Source organism: Pseudomonas sp. s4, from assembly GCF_046764235.1.
Lineage (GTDB): Bacteria > Pseudomonadota > Gammaproteobacteria > Pseudomonadales > Pseudomonadaceae > Aquipseudomonas > Aquipseudomonas asiatica.
Genome location: NZ_CP177209.1, coordinates 3,879,946 through 3,895,729, shown reverse-complemented (window position 1 = coordinate 3,895,729; position 15,784 = coordinate 3,879,946). Strand labels below are relative to the sequence as shown.

The following is a 15,784-nucleotide window of genomic DNA, read 5'->3' as shown; positions in this document are numbered from 1 at the left end:
CTAGTTTCTTGTGCAGGGCGTTTGCGGTGCATCGGGCACATCCGGGCCTTGGCGGGCGAGGCCAAGGTCCCGGCCGGCGTTCAAGGCATTGCTCAGTCGACGGCCTGGTTGCGCGCCAGGCGCTTGATCGGCGGTGCCGATGCGTGTGGCGTGCGTTTCTGTGCGTCGAGCCAGGCCGCCATGGCCGCGACCGTCGGCGACTCGAAGAGCACCTTCAGCGGCGGGCTCAGCGCGTACAAAGCCTGGGTTCTGGCAAGGATCTGCGTGGCCAGCAACGAATGCCCGCCCAACTCGAAGAAGCTGTCGTGGACCCCGATCCGGGGAACCCTCAGCACGTCTTGCCAGATATCGGCCAGTGCCGTTTCAGTGGCCGTGCCGGGCGCGACGTAGTGTTCGTCCGAGGTGGCCAGACGCACGTCCGTGGCCGGCAGCGCCTGGCGGTCGATCTTGCCGTTGGCGTTCAGCGGCAGGGCATCGAGCACCACGAAGAAGCTCGGTAGCATGTAGTCGGGCAAGGTCCTGGCCAGGTGCTGGCGCAAGCGGGCGCTGTCGGCCTCGCTGGCGCTGGCGGCGACGAACGCCACCAGACAGGGGGCGCCGCTGGCATCGTCGCGTGGCACGACCACGGCCTCGCGCACGGCGGGGAAGTCGAGCAAGGCATTTTCGATCTCCCCCAGTTCGATGCGGAAACCGCGGATCTTGATCTGATGGTCGCTGCGGCCCAGGTACTGGATATCGCCCGAAGGCAGGTAGCGCCCGCGGTCCCCGGTGAGGTACATGCGTCCGCCGTCGGCACTGTGCGGGTCGGGCAGGAAGCGTTCGGCGGTCAGGTCGGGACGTCCCAGGTAGCCGCGGGCGAGCTGCGCGCCGGCAATGTAGAGATCGCCGATGACCCCGACCGGCGCGGGCGCCAGGGCTTCGTCCAGGATGTACATCCGCGTGTTGGCCACCGGCCGGCCGATCGGCACCAGCGCGTGGCGATAGTCGGGCTGGCATTGCCAGTAGGTGACGTCCACCGCCGCTTCGGTGGGGCCGTACAGGTTGTGCAATTGGGTTTGCGGGTAGCGTGCGAGAAACTGGTTGGCCACCGTGACGGGCAGCGCCTCGCCGCTGCTGAACACCCGCCGCAGCGGGCTGGCGTGCGGGGCGGTCTGGGCGGCGAGAAAGGCCTGCAGCATCGAGGGCACGAAGTGCAGGGTGGTCACGCCCTGGGTCTGGATGAGCTCCATCAGGTAGGCCGGATCCTTGTGCCCCTCGGGCTTGGCTATGACCAGCCGGGCTCCCTGCAGCAGCGTCCAGAAGAACTCCCAGACCGAGACATCGAAGGCGAACGGGGTCTTCTGCAAAACCCGGTCATCGCTCGACAGGCCGTACTGTTCCTGCATCCACAGCAACCGGTTGACCACGGCGGCATGGGTGTTCATCGCCCCTTTCGGACGGCCCGTCGACCCCGAGGTGTAGATGCAGTAGGCCAGGCATTGGGCATCCCCGTGCTGGAGGTTGCCGGTGGGCTGGCCGGCGATCAGCGCCTGCTCGGTGTCCAGCCACAGAGTCGGCAGTGAATGCCCGGGCAGGCAGTGCCGCAGGCTTTCCTCGGAGAGCAGCACGACAGGCTTGGCGTCTTCGAGCATGTAGGCCAGGCGTTCGGCCGGGTAGTGCGGGTCGAGGGGGACATAAGCGCCGCCGGCCTTGAGGATCGCCAGCAGGCCGATGACCATCTGTGGGCCGCGCTCCAGGCACAGGGCCACCAGCGAGTCGGGCGTGACCCCGCAGCCGACCAGGTGGTGGGCCAACTGGTTGGCCGAGGCGTTGAGCCGGGCGTAGCTCAGCGGCTGCCCCTCGAAGACCAGGGCAATGGCGTCGGGGCTGCGTTCGGCCTGTTCTTCGAACAGGGCGTGCAGGGTTTTCGTCGTCGGGTAGTCCCTGTCGGTGTCGTTCCATTGCTGCGTCAACCGTTGCCTTTCGCTGTCGCGCAGCAAGGGCAGATGTCCGACCGGCACCTGGGGCCGGGTGGTGGCACCGTCGAGCAGCAGGAGGTAGTGATCCAGCAGACGCTGAACGCTCTGCGCACTGTAGAGCCCAGTGTTGTACTCGCACGCGAGCTCCAGGCGGCCGCCTGCGTTGTGCACTTCCACCTTCAGCTCGAAGGGCGCGTGGTGGATGCTGCCAGCGTGGTGTCCGGCGATGCTAATGCGGCGGTCTTCCGGGCCCGCCTGGCGTGGCGGGGTCTGGGCCAGTTCGCTGTGGAAATTCATCACCACCTGGGCATAGGGCGTGCCGGTCGCTTGCCGGGAAGGGGCCAGATGCTTGAGGATCAGCTCGAAGGGAATCTGCTGGTCGTAGGTGCTCAGCAAGCGCTGCGCGGTGCTCGCGAGCAGGGCGGCGAAGCTCATGTCGGCCCGAACATGGCTGCGCAGGGGTACCACGTTGATGAAGTTGCCCACCAGCCCTTCGGTGCCTTGCGGACGGTTCGCGGACATCACCCCGAGGCACAGGTCATCCTGGCCGGTCATGCGGTGCAGCAGTACCGTCATCGCACTGAGCAGGACCATGAATAGCGTCGCGTCATGGCGTTGCGCGAAGGTTTCGAGCTGGCGGGCGAGCGCCGGCGGCACCTCGACCGTTTTCACCGCACCTTCCTGGGCATGGCCGTCCTGACGCGCAAATTCGGTCGGCAGATCCAGCGCGGTCGGGGCGCCCGACAGGTGCTCGCGCCAGAACGCCAGGCGTTGCTCGAGCCACTGACCGGTCAGGTACTGCTGCTCCCAGACGGCGTAGTCGGCATAGTCGATGGCCAGCGGCGGCAGCGCGACGGCATGGCCGCGCGCGAGCGCGTCGTAGATCGCCAGGAACTCCGTCTCCAGCACTTGGCTCGACCAGCCATCGCAAATGATGTGGTGCAGGGTCAGCAGCAACACATGCCGCTGCGGCGCACTGCGCAGCAGGCACGCGCGGATCAGCGGCCCCAGGGAGAGACTGAAGGGGCGCTGCGCTTCGCGGCGGATGGCGTCGTTGATGTCGGCCGGTAGGCTCAGGTCGATCTGCTCCAGGGGGATGCGCAGCGCGGGCAGGATCCGTTGCCGCAGGACACCGCCTTCGCTGTCGAACAGGGTGCGCAGTGGCATGTGGCGCTCCACCAGTGTGTCCAGTACCTGCTGGACGACCTGCGGATCCACCGGACCCTCGATGCCCAACGCCAGAGGCAATGAGTAGAACGGGTTTTCCGGCTGGTATTGGTCGAGGAACCAGAAGCGCTGCTGGGCATAGGACAACGGCAACGGATCGTTGCCCGTTGCGCGGACGATGGCGGGCAGGGCGGGGGCCGAATTCGCCGATGTGTTGGCGATGGCGCGGGCCATGGCACGCAGGGTCGGCGAGTGGAAGAGCGTGCTCAGCGGCAGCTCGACGTCAAACCGCTTGCGCACCTCCAGCATCATTTGCGTGGCCAGCAGGGAGTGTCCGCCCAGCTGAAAGAAGCTTTCGTGGCTAGCGATGTCGGGCCGATCCAGCGTGGCTTGCCAGATCGCCGACAGCGCCGCCTCGATGTGGGCCAGCGCCGGATCGTCCTGGGCCTCCTGGTCGTCGGCGTGATCTTGCCGGTGCCAGGCCCAAACGGTCTTGATGGCCGCGTCCTGGAACAGCTGCCGGCAGCGGGTGCGCTGGATCTTGCCGCTGGATGTGCGGGGAATGGCGCCGGCCCTGACAAGCAGCAGCGCTGACAGGTCGAAGACCTCATGCCGCTCGGCCAACTCGGCCTGCAAGCGGGCCACAAGTGTGTTGGTGTCGGGCTGATGCCGCGCCTCCAGCTCCTGCACCACCACCAGCTGGGTGGACTCGCCGTCTTCGATGGAGAAGGCTGCGCATCCGTTGGCGCGGAATGCCGGATCCAGGGCTTCGATCGTGATTTCGATGTCCTGGGGGTAGATGTTGCGGCCGCTGAAGATCATCACTTCCTTCAGGCGACCGGTGATGTACAGCTCGCCCTTGCTGACGAAACCCAGGTCGCCGGTGCGGAACCAGCGCGCATCGTCATCGGTGGCGCGGGTGTGGAACACGCGGCTTTCTTCTTCGCGGCGCCAGTAGCCCCGGGCGGTCGATGGCCCGCTGATCCAGACTTCACCCACCTGTTCCGGGCCGAGCCGGACGGCGGTCTGCGGATGGAAGATCGCCAGTTGGTGGTCGGCTGTCACCACGGTGCCGGTGGCGACGACTTCCACGGCGTCCGCGGCGTGCGGCTGGGGCTCCACCCGACCGCTTTCCAGGGCGCTCTTGCTGATGCTGCGGATCTTCGGCAGTTGCCCGGCGGCAGTGCCGGTGTTGGCGCTCACCAGCAACACCGATTCCGCCATGCCGTAGGCAGGAACCATCGACTGCGGTTGCAGCCCGCACTCGGCAAACGCCTCCACGAACGACCGCAAGGTCGCCGGGCGGATACGTTCGGCGCCGTTGACCGCGATGTCCAGGCAACTCAAGTCGATGGACTGCTTCTGCTCTGCGCTGATGCGCTGCACGCACAGCTGGAAGGCGAAGTTGGGCCCGCCAGTGACCCGGGCACGGTAGTCGGCGATCAGTTTCAGCCAGCGGAACGGGCGCATCACGAACGCCGCCGGAGGGAACTGCACGCAATGTCCGGCCAGGTAGACCGGCAGGATGATGGCGCCGATCAGGCCGAAGTCGTGATGTGGGGGCAGCCAGGAAACGAAGACGTCTTGCTCGTGGATCCCGTAGGTGCGCTTCGACAGCTCGACGTTCGCCAACAGGTTCGCGTTGCTGACCATCACGCCTTTCGGGGCGCCGGTCGAACCGGAAGTGTATTGCAGGAACACGATGTCGCTCGCCTCGGTCGGCGGGCGCTGCCAGTGTTCGCTGGCTTCGTCCAGGGTGTCGCTGGCCAGCCACGTGAGGCCGGTCAGCGGGCTGTCCGCCGTCATGCGGTCAAGGGCGCCGGACACCTTGTCGAGGGTCAGGGCGAGGGCGGGTTGCGAGTCGATCGCCAGCAGTTGCAGGCGCGGCAGGGTCTTGGCGTTGGCCGGCGACAGGGCCGGCACCGCGATGACTCCGGCATAGACGCAGGCATAGAACGCGATGATGTATTCCAAGCACGGCGGATACACCAGCAGCACCCGGTCACCCGGGCGGGTCAGGCGCTGCAGGTGGGCCGCCAGGCTGCGGGCCTTGCGGTCCAGTTGGGCGTAGGTCAGCGAGCCGCTGACCGAATCGCCGTCATCCAGGTAGGTGAACGCCAGGTGTTCGGCGCTCTGCTCGCCTGGCGAGGCTCTGAACCGGACGACATCGAGGAGGGTGGCGAAGGTGTGCATCGGGGACTTGTCCATGTCACGGCTCTGAAGAATTCGCGGTTTCGTTGAGGAGCGTGGTGCGGCGGCGCACGGCCGCCTTCAGCTCATTGAGGCGCCTGGGCGGCGCGCTCTGCCCTCAGCTGGGCCGAGCGTTGCGGAAACATCAACGGTGCATTCAGGTAGTGCGAATACGGCACGGTGTGGCGGTCGCTGGGCAGGTCCTTGGTCAGTTCGGGAAGCTTCAGCCAATGCACGCCCGGCTTGTAGTGATGTTCCTGGTGGTAACCGAGATTGAAGGTCAGCCAGTTGTAGAGCTTGCCGTAGCAGCTGACCGAGTCGCGTTTGGGGTCGAAGGGGTCGGTGGCGCCCCAGTGCTGGAAGTAGTTTTCGCCCTGGCGCAGGCTGTCGATCAGGTAGGTGACCGGGATGAAGTAAAAGAAGAAGAACTGCCAGTCGGTCAGGCACAGCACCAGACGGAACAGGAACCAGGCCGCCAGGTCGTATTTCGCCGCTTTCAGCTTCGACGGCTCCAGCAGTTTCTTCAGTGCCCGGACACCCAGTGCAGGGTCGTCGGGCGAGGCCAGCGCCGCGACGCGCTCCAGTGGCCAGTGCTTGAGCAGGATCAGCAGGACGAAATACTTCAGCCCCACCGATTCGAAAACGAACAGGCCGAAGTTGACCAGTTGCCTGGACAACGTGCGCTTGAGGCCGAGGATGCGCAGGATGGACGTGTCGTTCCAGGACTGGTGGGTGACATGGTGAATGCCGTGCCCGATGTTGTAGGGCGTCTTGGGCGCTTCCGTCATAGAAAAGCCCATCCGCGCCAGGGTGTTCATCCAGCGGATGCGAAAGAACGGGGTGTGGTAGTGGTTATGGTTGGCGCCGGCATTCTGCAAGGACAAGGCAAACAGCACGGGCACCATGGCCAGCAGCGCGATCAGGGAAAGGTGTTCGTAGTTCAGCGCCAGCAGCCAATAGACGGCGATCTGGAACGGAATCACCAGGCAGCATGCAAGATCCCAGTACGAGTACCTGAAGACTTTACTTTGAAGCATGTCCACTCCTTGTGTGGCGCCTTTTCGCAAGACAACGTTGCCCGATGCCGTTCGCTGATGAGGCAACGGCATGATCGAAAAAGGGCAGAGGTTGCGGGAAGAGGTTCCATCCTGACAGGGGCACGGTCTGATAAGGCGAGCCCTGAGTATTTAAGAGCCGCCGACATGTGAACCGATGTCGGCTACAAGTGTTGTAGCTCTATTATCTGAATCCGCGTGAGAGGTTTTTTGCTTTTTTTGCCGTCCGAACAAAGTCTTCGAGATTTTTATTTCTCTTTCGGCGGGTAAAAAAGAGAAAAAAATCACTTCGGATTTTCCGCCCAACAAACACGGGCATTTGCCTGTTGCTCAGCGTTCGCCCGGCAGGTCCGCCTGGTATTTGTGCCGGCCGGTTTTTCCCATATTCTTGCGCACGCCCGCCCCATCTGGCCCGCCGTGTGGGCGCCATGGCGGCGGACATGGCCGCACCAGCGATTCCCGCCGCACCCTTCAAACAGTGTTATTACGGAAGCCATTCATGACGGACTTTGACGCGCTGAGTATTGCCCAGATGGCACGGGCCATTCGTGAGGGAGATGTCACTAGCCGACAGCTTGTAGAGTTCTATCTGCGCCGCATCGCCGAGCGCAACGGATCGATCAACGCCATTGTCCAGCCGGCCGATCCGGCCCGGTTGCTCGAACAGGCGCAGGCGGCGGACCGCATGGTCGCGGCGGGAGAGGCGCTGGGGCCGTTGCATGGCGTGCCCATCACCATCAAGGACGTCTGTCATGTCGAGGGTTTCAAGATGTCCTGCGGCATGCCCGAATGGCACGGCGCGCCGAGCCCGGCCGACGCCACCGTGGTGCGGCGGCTACGCGAGGCCGGCGCGCTGATCCTGGGGATCACCAATGTCCCGGAGTTGTGCATGTCCTTCGAGACGGAAAACTTCCTGTACGGGCGTACCCTCAACCCCTTTGACCTTTCCAGAAGCCCCGGCGGTAGCAGCGGCGGGGAAGCCGCCGGCATCGCCGCAGGTTGCAGCCCGGCAGGGTTGGGTTCGGATGCCGGGGGCAGCCTGCGCATACCCGCGCATTTCAACGGCGTGTGCGGGTTCAAGCTGACCCAGGGCCGTGTCCCCCTGACCGGGCAATACCCGGTGGAGCGAACCGGGCTGATCCACATGACATCGGCCTATGGCGTGATGGGGCGTTACGTGGATGACATTAAGCTGCTGGGGCAACTGATCGCAGGGGGGGACGGCCATGACCCGGACACCGTCGACGTACCGTTCGAGGATGACCTGCCCCTCGCCCAGGCCCGGGTAGCGCTGTTCCATGAGCTGTCGGGGGTGACGGTGCGGGCTTCGGTGCGCGACGCCCTGCAACGGGTCGCCGGCCTGTTGGAGCCGCGGGTGCGGCAAGTGAGCCAGGTTGCGCCGCCGGGCATGGAGCAGGCGAGCGACAGCCTGTGGAACATTTTCCTTTCCGGTGGTGATGCCGCCCGGGCCTGGGACAAGTTCCTGCCCAGCCTTGGGCGCGACAAATTCTCGGCGTGCCTGGAAGGCCTGGTGCAGGCGAGCAGGGAGACAGAATTGAGCGTCGATCAGTTCAAGGTCGACCTTGCCTACATCAATACCTTCCGCCGCGGCCTGAGCAGTTTCTTCCGCAGCCATGACGTGCTGATCTGCCCAGTATTCCCGGATGTCGCGTTCAAACCGGGCGAATCGCTGGACGGCCGCTCACGGTATGGCTACGTGTTCCCCTTCAGTCTCTCCGGTTCGCCCGTGGTGGTGCTGCCGGTGGGGCTCGACCCGGAGTTGGGCCTGCCAATCGGCCTCCAGATCATCGGCCCTCACTGGAAGGAACATCGTATCCTGGCTCTGGCCGCGTTGCTCGAACGCCAGCTTGAGCGGTGGCAGCCGGCGATTTCCGGTCGGAAAAGCGCGCAACGGGCGGGCTGAGCCGGTAGAAGGGACACAGGTGCTAAGAGGCTGCCTGGGTCTTCCGAAGAACATTTGGACAGGGCTCTAGCTAGGGTTTTCTGGTTCGCGGAAGTCGAAATGTACCCCCAGAAATACCCGTCGATACTCCCATCAGAATGCGCGATCGAGAATGGCGATTTCTGACCGGGCACGTCCCTGTGCGATGGCTTGTTGCAGCTGATGCATACGCGTCGACCTGCTTGGTGGAAAGCCCAGTGTGCCGCCACCTCAAAACGCCGCCGCGTTCAGAAACCGATAATAAAACCTGCCGCAACAGCACACTGACGTCAGCGCTCAGGCTGAATCAATAACCGTCACAACGCTTTTAAAGCGGACTACAGCGCGACCCGTTTTCAATTCAGCTGCCTATGGGGAGAAGGCCTTATGGCCTGTTAATTTTTCTAAAGGCCGGGTAGGCGCATTGATGAATTTTCAACAATGTAAATCTAGGTGACAAGACAAGTAAGCGTAATGCGTTGATTGATAAGAATTTTATTTTTGGTATGAGGCTTGCTAAGAGGCAGTGGGCGCAAGGCCTGTCTCTCTAAGCGTGGTCTTGCTTTGGCACATTCCAAGTAATCGATTTTTCCATGCGGAAATGAACGTGAGTCAGGGATGTGCGCCCCTGTGAGTGTCCTTATAACAAAAACAATTCGGAGTCATTATGAAGGCTATTCAGTCTCGCTTGCTGCTGAGCGCTGTCGTTTGTTTGCTTGCGTATGATGCCGCTGCCACTGAAGGCGGCGCTGATAATTATCCACTGGGTGCTGAAGGTGTAATGGCCGGGGTACTGCCTCCCCCAGGCGTTTATCTTCTTGGTTATTATCAAAACTATCACGCCTCGCGCTTTGTCGATAAGCATGGAAAATCCTCGGTGCCCGGCTTTGGTGTCAATGTCAATGCCTTCATTCCTCGCTTGGTATGGATGACAGACAAGCAGCTGCTTGGAGGGCAACTCGGATTCTATGCGGCTTTGCCCCTTGTCGATCTTCGAGTCGGAATGCTGGGGCAGCGCGATGACCGTAGCGCAATGGGCGATACCTACCTGGCATCTATGCTGGGTTGGCACAGCGGTGCGCATCACTGGGCGGTCGCGGTCGAGACGGTATTGCCGACCGGCGATTATGACCGGGACCATATGGCCAATGTTGGAAAAAACTACTACACGGTCAGGCCGATGTTTGGCTATAGCTATAGCGATCCTGAGGGGTGGGATATCTCAACTAAAATTTCCTACAGTTTCAACTCCAGGAATGACGACACGGATTACAAGTCGGGTCAGTATTTTGCGGGTGACTACAGTGTTGGCTATCGGGTGAAACCGAACCTGACGCTGGCGTTGGAGGGCTACGCTTTCAAACAGATGAAATCTGACAACGTAGGGGGCGAAGATATTGGTTTTCGTGGTCAGGTGTTTGCGTATGGCCCGGGTATCCATTATCAGGCAAACGGCTGGAGCGTGGAGGCAAAGTACCTGAGAGAGACCGCAGTGGAAAACCGGCCTCAGGGAAACACTACGTTCGTCAAGGTGGCATGGGCTTTCTAGCGTCGAGAGCCAAAGGTTGTTTCGAGCGTCATATTGAAGAGGTATGAGTGCTGGCATTGGGGGCACCCCAATGCCAGGTGCTCTTGGTACTTTTACAAACCCCGCTTCCTCTGTTTGTAGCCAATCTGGAAGCGACTGATACCCAAGAGCCGCGCCGCAGCGCTCAGATTGCCTTGGCAGCGCTCTATGGCGGCTTTGACCATGACCGCCTCAAGGTCCTCCAGCGGAATGCGCTCATTCAGTAAATGTTCCAGGAACGCATTGACCACGGTGTCCTGCGTGTCGCTGTCGACACGGCCCGACTGGGTCAAGCCCGTGGTGTGTTCTTCATCCTGGGTCAAGGCAGAGGGCAGGAACAGGGCGCTGGTATCAATCTGATTATCCTGCTGGGCCAAAATGATGCCGCGCTCGATGACGTTTTCCAGTTCGCGGACGTTGCCCGGCCAGTCGTGGTTCAACAAGGCAAGACGTGCTTTATCGGTCAGGCCTCGAATGCGCTTTCCTTCCCTGGCGGAAAACTTGTCCAGAAAGCGTTCAGCCAGCAGCAAGATATCTTCCCTTCGATCCCTTAGCGGAGGGATGGAAACCGGAAAGACGTTCAGTCGGTAGTACAGGTCTTTTCGGAACGATCCTTTTGCCACGGCGTTAGCCAAGTCGACGTTGGTGGCAGCAATGACACGTACGTCCACCTTTCGCGTTGTGGTGTCACCCAGTCTGTCAATCTCTCCGGATTGCAGGGCGCGTAACAGGCGTGTTTGTGCGGCCAGGCTCAATTCGCCCACTTCGTCCAGGAACAGGGTGCCACCGTCCGCCCGTTCGAAGCGTCCCGCACGAGAGTTCTGCGCCCCAGTGAAGGCGCCTCGCTCGATACCGAAAAGCTCTGACTCGATCAGGTCGTTAGGCAGCGCGCCACAGTTGACTGCAATGAAGGGCTTGCTGGCGCGAGGACTCGAGTTGTGAACGGCTCGGGCGAAAACATCCTTACCAACCCCCGTCTCCCCGAGCAACAGGACGGTCACAGGGCTCCCGGCGGCCTTCTCGGCGAGAGACCATGCAGCCTTGAAACTTGCCGCTTCGCCAACCAGGTCGGACGGAAGCACACGTTCGGCAATGGCTGAACGAAGGTTCTCGACCTGATCCTGAAGGCTCATTATCTGATCGATCACGGAGTCGCTCTGGTAGTAGCGCAGGTCCTCTGAAATGTCATCCCATTCATCGACGGGTTGGCCGATGAAGCGGCAACCCCGCGGGCCGCACTCAACTTCCTTGTGCACGATGAATTTGCCCATGATGCCACTGGCATAACCGCTCGCATGGCCCATTTCACTCCAGCACACCGGCCCTTCATGGGTGCCGTACAGTGCGTGATGAACGTGGCTCTCGATAGAGTTCAGCCACAGGGCATCAACGAAGTAGTGGCCCTTGCCGATATCAATCTCGACGGTCTGCACTTGCACTTTGACGATGCCTTCAAGTGCACGGAGCAGCGGTCCTTTTTGAAGGAGCTCGGTGTCCGACAGATCCTGGTAGCTCTTGCGTACGATTTCGGCATCGCGCAGGCCCGCGGCATAGCCGATTCTGGTCAGCAGACCGCGTGCTCGTTCGAGGCCCAGGGAGTCGATCAATTCCTTGCGCAAGGCCGCGAGTGCGGACGAGTGCATCAACACCATGCGTTCTTCATCGAGCCAGATCTGTCCCTTTTGAAAGGCAAAGCGCAGCCGTGATGCGACCTCCGCAATATCAAGGGATGTGTCCTCCCAGCCGCTGGGAACAGTTTTCATGGGGAGCCCTTCTTATTGTTGTGAGGATTGCCAGCTCTGTGTTCTGTCCTGCGTCGCTGCAGTCATGTCAGATCCAGAGCGGCTTGCCGAATTGTGTTTTCACTGCCCATTGCAGCCATTCCTCCTTTGGCTTGTCAAGCGAGCATGGGGAATTCATCGCTGATTGGCTGCGCGCTTGTCGGCGCTTGTTTTGGACCTGATGTCAGCCGTTGCGAAAAAGCAAAAGGGCAGGCGCTGGGGGGCGGGACTTTTGTAGAAATTTCAACATTCCAAGCGCTGGTAATTGCGTGGCTCATTGAACTTCTTAAGAAAATAAATACTTATAAATCAATATGAAGCAGCATTTTTTGCCTGCTTGAAAGTGTATGGCATGGCCGTTGCTCTCCTCGTTCGTAGATGCGAACTGCATCCACGATTTCTCCATAAAACAAGAAATCTGGAAGCCACCTGAACTCGGTGTGCAGCCAGATAAAGGAGGGCAAATGATGGCCGAGATATCCAATCTCGCATATGTGGTTTTGAATGCCAGTGACCTGGATGCCTGGGAGACGTTCGCCACGCGCGTCCTGGGTCTGCAAGTGGGTAGCCGTGACGAGCGGACATTGCGCCTTCGCATGGATGAACGCATGCACCGGGTGATCGTCGAACAGGGCGAGGCCGATGACTTGACGGCGCTGGGTTGGGAGTTCGACACCCGCGCCGACCTGGACAGCTACGTCGAGCAACTGCGTCAGCGCGACGTCCAGGTGAACGAGGCCGAGGAGAGCCTGCGCCAGGCCCGCAAGGTGGAGCGCCTGTACTACTGCGCCGATCCCATTGGCGTGCGTCATGAGTTCAGTTTCGGTCCGCAACAGGCACCGCTTTCCTCGCCGTTCCACTCGCCGCTATTGGTGGGCGGTGGTTTCCAGACCGGCGAGCTGGGCGTCGGCCACGTATTCGTTGTCGCGCTGGACGCCGAAGCCTCGGTGCGGTTCTACACCGAGCAACTGGGGCTGCGCATTTCCGATTACATCCGCGATTCCCACAGCATCCCCGGCGTAGCCATTGACGGAGTGTTCATGCACACCCGCAGCGGGCGTCACCACTCCCTGGCCACTGCGGCGATGCCTTCGGCGAAGAAGCTCAATCACCTGATGATCGAAGTGAAGTCCCTCGATGACGTGGGTCTGGCCTTCGACCGTGTTCGCGCGGCCCAGGTGCCGGTGATCATGGACATCGGCCACCATCCGAACGACCGCATGCTGTCCTTCTACATGGTCACGCCTTCGGGCTTCGGTCTCGAATACGGGTGGGGCGGCGTGGTGATCGACGACGCCAACTGGTCCGTCAGCAACTACAGCCAACTGAGCGACTGGGGGCACCGCTTCGCGCTGCCTGCGGTGCAATGACGCCTTGCCATACACCCACCTATTGAGGAGTACATCGACATGAGCCTGTGGCTTGATTTTCTTGGCGCAGAAATTCGCTTCATCAACACCCCGAGTTATGGCCGCGTGCGTATTGCCGAAGCTGGCCAAGGCAACCCTGAGGCGCTGGTGCTTTTGCACGGTATCGGCGGGCACATCGAGGCCTATGCAAAGAACGTCGTTGCCCTGGCCGACAGCTACCACGTGGTGGCCCTGGACTTTGTCGGGCATGGTTTGTCGGCCAAGCGTACCGATATCGAGTACCTGCCGTCGACCTACGTCGCCATGGTCGCCGAAGTTATGGATGTGCTGGGCATCGCCAGCGCCCATATTTCTGGTGAGTCCCTCGGCGGCTGGGTCTCGGGGATGTTCGCCGCGCGCCATCCGACGCGGGTCAAACGCCTGGTGCTCAATACGGCCGCCGGCATTCCGGTGGTCAGCGAGCAGGGTTTTCAGGACCTGCGCAACCTCGACGAACTGAACAAGAAGAACTTCGGCAAGGCGCCTTCCGTGGAGACGGTGCGCCAGCGCATGCAGTGGCTGATGCATGAGTCCAACTGGCACTTGCTGGACGACGAGCTGATTGGCAGCCGCCTGGCCCTCTACACCCGGCCGGACTTCCAGAAGTCCGCACCGCTGATGTTCGGCATGCTCGAGCGCATGGACGAACTGGTGCAGCGCGGCGAAATGATCCCGATGGAGCAGTTGCAGTGCGACACCTTGTTCTTCTGGACCCGGCACAACCCCATCCATGACTTGGCCGCCGCCGAGGCAGCCTGCGCGCGCAACGCCAAGGCGCAGTTGTATGTGATGCACGCCGAAGCCGCGCACTGGCCGCAGTACGAGGCGCCGGATGAATTCAACCAGGTGATGCGCAAATTCCTGCGCACAGGAACGGTGTGACATGGCCAGTCTTGCGATGAAAACCGCCGAGGTCACGAACATGTCCAGCGTCGATGCCAACGCCTTTCGCAATGGCATGCGTCGTCTGGCCGGCGCGGTGTGCGTGCTGACCCTGCGCAAGGGGGAACTGCGTGCCGGCCTGACCGCCACGGCGGTGGTGTCGGTATCTGCGGAGCCTGCGCGGCTGATGGTCTGCATCAACCGCAATGTCTTCGCCCACCGCTTGCTGGAGGTCGGCGCGTCGCTGTGCGTGAACGTACTGGCCCAGGGCAACCTGCAGGTGGCGCACAGCTTCGCCGGAATGCTTGAAGGCGTCGATGGCGAGAAACGCTTCGAGCACGGCCGCTGGGTCGATGGCGCGTCGGAGGATGCGCCGTACCTTGCCGATGCCATGGTCGCCTTCCAGTGCCAGGTCGTCGAGCTGATCGATGCATCCAGTCACAGCATGGTCCTTTGCGAGGTCCGCCAGGTGCAGCTACCGGTCGATGCCGAGCAAGACCCGTTGCTGTATTTCGGGGGGCGCTTCGCGACCCTCGACAACCGTATTTGAATATCGACCAGGAGAACAAAAAAATGGGTCAGATCGAACAGGCAATTACTCATCCAACTGCCGAAGAACTGGTAGCCCGCGCCCAAGCCATGGTGCCTTGGCTGCGTGAGCAAGCCGAAGCCGTGGAGGAGACGCGCAGCGTTCCTGCCAGCACCATCGAGGCCTTCAGGGATGCCGGTTTCTTCCGCATTCTTCAACCGACTCGCTGGGGCGGCTATGCCATGTCCCCCGAGGTGCTCTACCGGGTGCTCATGGAACTGGGCCGAGGCTGCCCGTCCAGTGCCTGGAACATGATGATCCTGGGTATCCACCAGTGGGAGTTCGGCAGTCTCGATGTACGCGCCGGTGATGAACTCTGGGCCGAGGACAGCACTATCCTGGTCGCGTCGTCCTATGCGCCTTGCGCCAAAGTGCGTAAAGTCGAGGGTGGCTGGATGATTTCCGGCCAGTGGCCGACTTCCAGTGGCTCCGAGCATGCCGCTGGGGGGGCCTTCCTCGGCGGACGGGTGCTGGACGAGCAGGGCAAACCTGTCGACATGCGCGCCTTCCTGGTCCGTCGTGAAGATTACGAGCTGATCGACGACTGGTACGCCGTGGGTCTTGCCGGTACCGGAAGCCGCTCGCTGCGCCTGCTAGGTGACACCTTTGTGCCGGAGCATCGTTCCCACAGCATTGTCGATTACCAGCTCGGCGACGGCGTTGCCAGTTACCGCCTGCCGTTCAACCAGATTTTCTTCGGCGCGGTGTCCTCGGTGATCGTTGGTTTTGCCAACGGCATGGTGGATTTGTTCGTCGAACACATGGTGCCGCGGCAGAACATCTTCGTGCCGGGGGCTCCGGCGCAGAACCCCTTCGTCCAGGAAAAGCTCGGCAACGCCGTGCTGCTGATTCGTTCGGCGCGGGCGCGGATACTGCAGGATATCCAGGAATCCATGGGCTATGCCGAGCGCGGTCAGGCCGTGCCGCTCAACCAGCGTGTGCATTACTTCCTTGACGGCCAGGGTGTTGCCCGCGACTGCTTCAGTGCCGGGCACATGATCTTCAAGAAGAGCAGCGCCCGTGGGGTCTTCCTCAAGAACCCCCTGCAACGCCAGCTGCGGGCCTTGCTGGTGGGCGCCAACCACATCACCCAGAACGAAGATGACACCAGTGCCATGCTCGGCGCCTTCCTGCTGGGTCAGGGGCTGCCGCCGGGGGTCTTCGAGCTGCCTGCTATCCCTTGAGCCTCGCGCGCCGGCGTTGCGAGGCCGGCGTCACGACCTTCAACCGACCGTTGCCGGATG

At 61.9% G+C, this 15,784-nt stretch carries 10 protein-coding genes; 7 read left to right on the top strand and 3 right to left on the bottom strand.

The window, feature by feature from the left end; all coding sequences use genetic code 11:
- Positions 1–92: 92 nt before the first annotated feature.
- Both ACK56M_RS18095 and ACK56M_RS18090 read right to left on the bottom strand, forming a co-directional pair.
- Positions 93–5,333, bottom strand: coding sequence for an amino acid adenylation domain-containing protein (locus ACK56M_RS18095; RefSeq protein ID WP_411958869.1), 5,241 nt, complete (start codon positions 5,331–5,333; stop codon positions 93–95).
- A gap of 68 nt (positions 5,334–5,401) precedes the next feature.
- Positions 5,402–6,352, bottom strand: a complete 951-nt coding sequence (locus ACK56M_RS18090; protein WP_101196591.1) for a fatty acid desaturase — start codon at positions 6,350–6,352, stop codon at positions 5,402–5,404.
- Between the two features lie 517 nt (positions 6,353–6,869).
- Here ACK56M_RS18090 and ACK56M_RS18085 point away from each other — a divergent pair.
- Both ACK56M_RS18085 and ACK56M_RS18080 read left to right on the top strand, forming a co-directional pair.
- Positions 6,870–8,294: an amidase gene (locus ACK56M_RS18085; protein ID WP_411958868.1), complete on the top strand. Its 1,425-nt coding sequence runs from the start codon at positions 6,870–6,872 to the stop codon at positions 8,292–8,294.
- 685 nt (positions 8,295–8,979) lie between these two features.
- Positions 8,980–9,861 (top strand): transporter, encoded by an 882-nt coding sequence (locus ACK56M_RS18080; protein ID WP_411958867.1) that lies wholly within the window; start codon positions 8,980–8,982, stop codon positions 9,859–9,861.
- A gap of 92 nt (positions 9,862–9,953) precedes the next feature.
- Here ACK56M_RS18080 and ACK56M_RS18075 read toward each other — a convergent pair whose 3' ends face one another.
- Complete coding sequence (locus ACK56M_RS18075) at positions 9,954–11,642, bottom strand: sigma 54-interacting transcriptional regulator (RefSeq protein WP_411958866.1); 1,689 nt, start codon at positions 11,640–11,642, stop codon at positions 9,954–9,956.
- 93 nt (positions 11,643–11,735) lie between these two features.
- Here ACK56M_RS18075 and ACK56M_RS18070 point away from each other — a divergent pair, with 93 nt between their 5' ends.
- The 5 genes from ACK56M_RS18070 to ACK56M_RS18050 all read left to right on the top strand — a co-directional run bounded on the left by ACK56M_RS18070 (position 11,736) and on the right by ACK56M_RS18050 (position 15,724).
- Positions 11,736–11,978 (top strand): hypothetical protein, encoded by a 243-nt coding sequence (locus ACK56M_RS18070; RefSeq protein WP_411958865.1) that lies wholly within the window; start codon positions 11,736–11,738, stop codon positions 11,976–11,978.
- Between the two features lie 149 nt (positions 11,979–12,127).
- Positions 12,128–13,030 carry a VOC family protein gene (locus tag ACK56M_RS18065; protein ID WP_411958864.1) on the top strand — a complete coding sequence of 301 codons (903 nt, stop codon included), beginning with the start codon at positions 12,128–12,130 and terminating at the stop codon, positions 13,028–13,030.
- Positions 13,031–13,069: 39 nt separating this feature from the next.
- The gene (locus ACK56M_RS18060; protein WP_411958863.1) at positions 13,070–13,951 is read left to right on the top strand and encodes an alpha/beta fold hydrolase; all 882 of its coding nucleotides are present in this window, start codon (positions 13,070–13,072) and stop codon (positions 13,949–13,951) included.
- A gap of 1 nt (position 13,952) precedes the next feature.
- Positions 13,953–14,501, top strand: a complete 549-nt coding sequence (locus tag ACK56M_RS18055) for a flavin reductase family protein (protein ID WP_411958862.1) — start codon at positions 13,953–13,955, stop codon at positions 14,499–14,501.
- Positions 14,502–14,524: 23 nt separating this feature from the next.
- Positions 14,525–15,724, top strand: a complete 1,200-nt coding sequence (locus ACK56M_RS18050; protein ID WP_411958861.1) for an acyl-CoA dehydrogenase family protein — start codon at positions 14,525–14,527, stop codon at positions 15,722–15,724.
- The last annotated feature ends 60 nt before the right edge of the window (positions 15,725–15,784 follow it).

Coding starts and splice junctions, on each gene's coding strand:
- ACK56M_RS18095 (WP_411958869.1), bottom strand. CDS start 5,333: ATGGACAAGTCCCCGATGCACACCTTCGCCACCCTCCTCGATGTCGTC.
- ACK56M_RS18050 (WP_411958861.1), top strand. CDS start 14,525: ATGGGTCAGATCGAACAGGCAATTACTCATCCAACTGCCGAAGAACTG.
- ACK56M_RS18075 (WP_411958866.1), bottom strand. CDS start 11,642: ATGAAAACTGTTCCCAGCGGCTGGGAGGACACATCCCTTGATATTGCG.
- ACK56M_RS18085 (WP_411958868.1), top strand. CDS start 6,870: ATGACGGACTTTGACGCGCTGAGTATTGCCCAGATGGCACGGGCCATT.
- ACK56M_RS18060 (WP_411958863.1), top strand. CDS start 13,070: ATGAGCCTGTGGCTTGATTTTCTTGGCGCAGAAATTCGCTTCATCAAC.
- ACK56M_RS18065 (WP_411958864.1), top strand. CDS start 12,128: ATGGCCGAGATATCCAATCTCGCATATGTGGTTTTGAATGCCAGTGAC.
- ACK56M_RS18080 (WP_411958867.1), top strand. CDS start 8,980: ATGAAGGCTATTCAGTCTCGCTTGCTGCTGAGCGCTGTCGTTTGTTTG.
- ACK56M_RS18090 (WP_101196591.1), bottom strand. CDS start 6,352: ATGCTTCAAAGTAAAGTCTTCAGGTACTCGTACTGGGATCTTGCATGC.
- ACK56M_RS18055 (WP_411958862.1), top strand. CDS start 13,953: ATGGCCAGTCTTGCGATGAAAACCGCCGAGGTCACGAACATGTCCAGC.